Here is a 6,279-nt window from a genome sequence, read left to right as displayed (position 1 = left end):
AGCAGTAGACGGAACCGTCCAAACATAATTACCTCCTGAAACAGAAGTAGCCGTATAAACCTGTTGGGTACCAGGACATAATGTAGTACTTCCTGTTAACGCAAAACTAACTAGTGGTGCTTTGGTAATAACCAATGAACTTTGAACAGACTCTCCACAAGCATTCAATGCCTTAACTCGTATTGTTCCACTAGTAAATGCAGAAGAAATGGCTACAGTAACTGATGGACCAGTTTGGCTCGTTAAGGTCATACCGGAAGGTAAATCCCAGATGTAACTTTCTACACCACTTACTGGAGTGACTGAATAGGTTGCACTTGTAGCATTCGACAATAAATTATTTGTTCCTGATATAGCGCTAATACTTACAATAGGATTTACAATCGTTTGAGAAACTATGTTACTGTAAAAATCACATTGACCAGCTGAAACTTTTACAAAATAATATTTAGTTCCTAATAAACTTGTTGGCAAATTATAACTAGCTGAATTCGCACCAGCAATTAAAACTGCACCAGAAATACTATTCGAATCATTTTGATACCACTGATATGCTGTAGCTCCTTGTGAAACAACATTTATGGTTTGTGAAGTTGAGTTTTTACAAACTTTAGCGTTTGTTATAACTGGTTGTTGAGTAATAATATTTGACACAATATTTCCTGAAAGAGAAACGGAACGTCCCAAGGCGCTTGTAGCACTTACCGAAAGAATACCATTACTTGAAGTATTAGCAATATTAGTAAATTTAACATACACAGTAGTTGTATTCACTTGACCTGATACAGCATTAATATTTAATGAAGAATAAAAATTAACATTATCTAACGAATAAGAAAAACCTGTTACCGAACCTAAAGTAATACTAGAACCTATATTTGTTGCCGAGACAGTAAATGATTTTGTTAAAGAACTATCTCCTGAACACAAATCAAATTGCAAATTTGATTTATCGGTTGTAATTAATCCAGTCTGAACTGGAACTACAACAATTCGCTCGGTACCATAACTAACTCCATTTGAGTTTATAGCATAGGCTCTTAAATAATAGGTCCCTGGAGATAAATTATTTATAGTTCCATTAAAGGAACCTTCCCCACTACCATAAGACTTCTTATTATCAGATATCGTAGGAGAACCTGAAGTATTCCAAACGAAACCTTTATCAGAAACAGAGAAATCTCTATCGTCTGTTACATTACCATCAATATCAATAGAATTATTTAAAATTGGACTTAAAATAGCAGTACCATTAACTACAACTGGAGCTCCTTGATTAATAACTGTGGAACCTTGCAAGTTCATAGAATAGTTATCAAAATTAGAAACTCTATATCCTCCAAAACCAAAGTAAGAATATAAAACTGTTGAATTACCAATATTATTATTTTGATAAATTCTCTCTTGTACAGCTGACGGAGACGAATATAATAATACACCACTAGCGTTAGATGGCCAAACTTCAAGCCTTAAATGATAATTATTGTTAGCTTGCGCGGTAATCTTAAGTACAATTTTATACCATTTGTCAGGTGAACCATTATTTAACAAATCAAACATTGAAGCATTAACAACACCTCCAGATTGCCAACTCCCCGAATTTTGCGATGAATTATTAAAAAAGATGAATCCTCCACCATGAACTGATACTCCTAAACAAATTGCTGGATTACCACTGTTACTATGTACTTGATTAGGAACTGAAGTAAACCCAATTGCACTATAACCTGCATTAAACTCACTTTTCACAAAGCTGCTGAATTCGTAAACAGAACCTACTCCTCCGTTTGAATAACCTTGTTTCGTTGTGTATACTTCATTTGCAGAAGTATTTCCGATAAAAACAGCACCTGAACCAGAAATTCCTGTATTAGTTGATTGACTTACTTGAGTATAACCAGTATTACCTCTAGTGAAATAATTAGTCAAATCCCCTTGGGTATTAAAATTATAAAATGTTGATGTTTGTGCTTGAGCAAAAAGCGCAAATAGAAACAAAAATAATAAATAAAGTTTTTTTCTCATTTTTCTAAATATTTTGGACAAAACTAATTCTAATATTTCACATTTTTATATAGAAAAAATATAGAAATTCACAACTAAAAATAAATTTAAAACATTGAATAACAATAGCTTAAATTTAAAATAACTTTACTAACAAAAATAGAAAACAACAATTATCATAACATTACATTTAGAATTTAATAACCGAAAATTAAGTTTATAATAACCTCCTTTTTATTCATTTAAACAAAAAACCGCCTCAATTTGCATTGAGACGGTTTCCTTTTTAAAACTTAATCTAACTTTATTGTTTAATCATTTTGAAGCTTTGAGAGCTTGTACCTTGAGTAATATTTACAATATACATTCCTCGAGCATATTCTTGTCCTATCGTATAGTTTTGTATTACTTCTACACTCAATTCATTTGACTCAATTAATTTACCTGTTAAATCAAACACTTCATAACTCACTTTCGCCCCTAAATCAGAAGCAATTGGAACAATGACAAATCCTGATTGGAATGGATTTGGATATACTTTAATTGACTCAACATTTGAAACATGCACTTTATGCGCCTGATCAACAGCTGTTACTCTTACAACAGGCGCTGGTGTACTAACTGTACACAACCCTCCATTCAAACCATATGATTGTCCCTCTTGCTTAGTAGCTACTGCAACTGAATAAGTAACTCCAGGAACATAAGCAAAATCATTTAACTTAAAGTAATTATTTGGACGCTCTATCTGAGCTACTTGATTTGAATTTGAATCGTAGATAGTAAATCTATAAGTAGTAACTCCAGCTACTGCCGTTGCATATATGATATCTGAAGCTGTACTAATTGTACTATTACATTGAGAAGCTACCAAAGTAACCAAAGGCATCTTACTTAGTAAAACACTACATGCTGAACCTTCTGATCCATAAACCCCGCCTTGCTTAACCTGAACTTTAACTTGATAAATCTGACCATAAACAAATGGATTATCTAAAAATCTAAAATTAGGTACTGAACGCTCCTGAGAAAATAGTAATGTCGTACCTGCTTCATCATAAATATTAAATTTATAACCTGTAGCTCCAACTACACTATTTGCAGATAATAATTGATACGGTGTTACATTCGATGCTCCACAAGAAGACGTATCTAATGATGTTACTGGTAAACCTTGAATGGTTACAGAACAAGCTGAACCTTCTACACCATAAACACCTCCTTGTTTTACCTGAACTCTAACTTGATATGTAGTACCATAAGCGAAGGTATTCTCTAAAAATCTAAAGAAATTTACCGAACGCTCTGTTGAGAAAACTAAGCTTGTACCAGCAGCATCATAAACATTATACTTATAGGCTGTAGCTCCAACTACATTATTAACAAACAGCCACTGACTTGGTGTAACGTTAGTCGCACCACAATAAGCCGCTTGTAAAGCCGCATTTGCATCTTGTATTGTTACTGAGCAAGCTACACCTTCTATTCCGTACGTATCTCCTCTTTTTACTTGTACTCTAACTTTATAAGTTGTTCCATAAGTAAACGTGTTCTCTAAAAATCTAAAATAGCTAACCGAACGCTCTGTTGAAAAAACTAGGTTGGTTCCTGTAGCATCATAAACATTGTACTTATAAGCTGTAGCCCCTGAAACTGAATTAACAAACAACCATTGACTTGGTGCAATGTTTGTAGCACCACAATAAGAAGCCGTCAATTTAGTGTATTCATTACAATTTACAATAAAGTTTAAACTCTTAGAACCTCCACATGCTGTAGTAAAAGAAACGGAAACCTGATTACTAGAAGCAAAATCTAATGGATGAGAAATGCTTACTGTAATTGAAGAAGTACCTTGACCATTTGTGATAGCCATACCTGTAGGTAATGTCCAAACAAAATTATTACCTAAATCAGATGGAACACTATAAGTAGCAGTAGTTAAACCACAAATATTAGACGGACCTGAAATATTGCCTGTAACTGTACTGACCGATAAAGTACGTGCAACTCCAGTACCACAACCATTAACCCCTTGAACACTAATTAAACCTGAATTAAAACTAGATAAATCATAACTAACTACAATAATATTTGACCCTTGACCACTAACAAGTGTAGCGCCCGCTGGAACAGACCATTGATAAGACGTAACTCCTGGAACTAGCGAAACTTTGTAGGTATATTGATTAGAAGGATTACTATTTAAAACCTGACCATTTGTATCAATCGTAGTTTGTACTGCTCCACATACGATAGTTGAACCGCTAATTGTACCTAATATAGGAGAAGAACCAACACTTACCGTGCGTGGCAAACTGATTCCACAGGCAGAAACTGAACGAACGCTAATGGAACCTGAAACTCCTCCAGAAATAGAAACTGTAATACTTGATGTGTTTAGCAGTAGACGGAACCGTCCAAACATAATTACCTCCTGAAACAGAAGTAGCCGTATAAACCTGTTGGGTACCAGGACATAATGTAGTACTTCCTGTTAATGCAAAACTAACTAGTGGTGCTTTGGTAATAACCAATGAACGTTGAAGAGATTCACTACAAGCACTCAATGCCTTAACTCGTATCGTTCCACTAGTAAATAAAGAAGAAATGGCTACAGTAACTGATGGACCAGTTTGGCTTGTTAAGGTCATACCGGAAGGTAAATCCCAAACATAACCCGTAGCACCTGTAACAGAAGGAACAGAATACGTTGCGGTTGTAGCATTTGAAGCTAATGAAGTAGGACCTGATATGGCTGCAACACTTAACGTACTAGAAGTAATTGGAGTTATCATAAACGGCTGTGTATACACATATCCACAAGTATTATATTCACCATTACCTTGGTTTGTTGCTGTTGTCCCAGCACTAACCTTTGCCCTGATATACTTAGTTTGTGTTACCGGATTTGTAGTAGCAAAAGGTTCTGACCAAGTAAAATATTCATAAGGACCATCAATGTTATTAGACTCTTCCCATTCCCAATAAGTACCACTATAACCAGTTAATGTTACTTCAGCTTCAGTACCCGAACACACCTGAGATGGTCCAGTAATGGTTCCTGCTACAAGTGTACCAACCTTTCCTGAAACAGGAATACTTACTGTTGTCATTCCAGTAGCTGATAAAGTAAAAGTACCAGTTTTAGTGCCAGCTGTGGCATTAGCTTTCAATCTAATAGGGATCCATTGACTTATTTGATCGGGAATACCACATGAAGCCGTATCGGACCAATAGGTTGGCGAAATAGTAAATGAATTCACCCATTGATCAGTATAATTATTATAAATTTGAAAGTTGCTACCTACAGAAACAGTAAGGTTGCTAAAAAGATTAGATACTGTAATATCAATAGCAGCACCTTCTGCTGAATAGTTGTTTGGACATGAAAACATATTTGTAATAGAAGCTGCTGAACCGTAAGGAGATTGAACAGCTGTTGCTACTGGAGTAACAACTGACCCAAAAGTAAGTGTTTTAGACCATACTTCATAAGCATATGGGTAGTTTGGATAACCACCAGTTCCTTGTCCTGGTCCAGAAGACCATGCAAATAATCTAGTTCCAGGTGTTGTGGGATTGTTTACACCTGTTACAGTAACCACGACATTAGTACCTACTGGAGTATCAACGTGCCTGTTTATTTGGACCCCATCCCCCCAAGTGGTACTACATCCTAATGGAATAAATCCACTGGTAATCAGAGTGCCATTTACGGTAACTGAAATATTTTGCGGGAACCATGGCCAATAATTATACCCTGATGGATACGACTTTAAAACACCCGGCTGAGGAGGACCAGCATAACCCGATGGATTGGGACAACTTGATTCAGGAGTTCTAGACATATCGCATGGAAAGTACATTAAAAAAAATAGGGCGTCCGCAGGAATATATTGTGTTGTCTTGTAAGCAAATGTGTAAGTCACATTTGTTGCACCGGGGGTTAGATTTGATGCAGTTACAGTTTGAGATTGTGTAGTCAAACTACACGCAAAAAACAAAACTAAAGCAATTAATGCTTCAATTTTTGGAGATAATTGTTTCATAAGTAATTGTTAAAGTTAAAATTGAAAGAAACAGAAATTTGTATAAAAGTAGAATGTAAATTCATTAAATTATTGCAAACTACATTGTCTATATTGGAACAGCACTAAAATCTGAACCAGCAACTAAAAAGATGTTTTTATAATTCCTCTATCTGGCAAAAAATTATCTATACTTTGGTCGTAACCAATTGTAGATAATAAAGAGAAAATAAAAAATAATTTT

General features: G+C 35.0%; 3 protein-coding genes. All 3 read right to left on the bottom strand.

Annotation, left to right across the window (positions count from 1 at the left end; translation table 11 throughout):
• Window positions 1–2,025: hypothetical protein (locus QZ824_RS10685; RefSeq protein WP_291276002.1), on the bottom strand; the 2,025-nt coding region annotated here is incomplete at its 3' end.
• A 283-nt stretch (window positions 2,026–2,308) separates the two neighbouring features.
• Complete coding sequence (locus QZ824_RS10680) at window positions 2,309–4,432, bottom strand: T9SS type A sorting domain-containing protein (RefSeq protein ID WP_291276001.1); 2,124 nt, start codon at window positions 4,430–4,432, stop codon at window positions 2,309–2,311.
• On the bottom strand, window positions 4,353–6,056 hold the full coding sequence (locus QZ824_RS10675) for a hypothetical protein (RefSeq protein WP_291276000.1): 1,704 nt from the start codon (window positions 6,054–6,056) through the stop codon (window positions 4,353–4,355). Before QZ824_RS10675 ends, QZ824_RS10680 begins: the two co-directional genes overlap by 80 nt.
• Window positions 6,057–6,279: the final 223 nt, after the last annotated feature.

The organism is Flavobacterium sp., assembly GCF_021151785.1.
GTDB lineage: Bacteria > Bacteroidota > Bacteroidia > Flavobacteriales > Flavobacteriaceae > Flavobacterium.
This window is presented reverse-complemented; position numbering and strand designations above follow the sequence as displayed.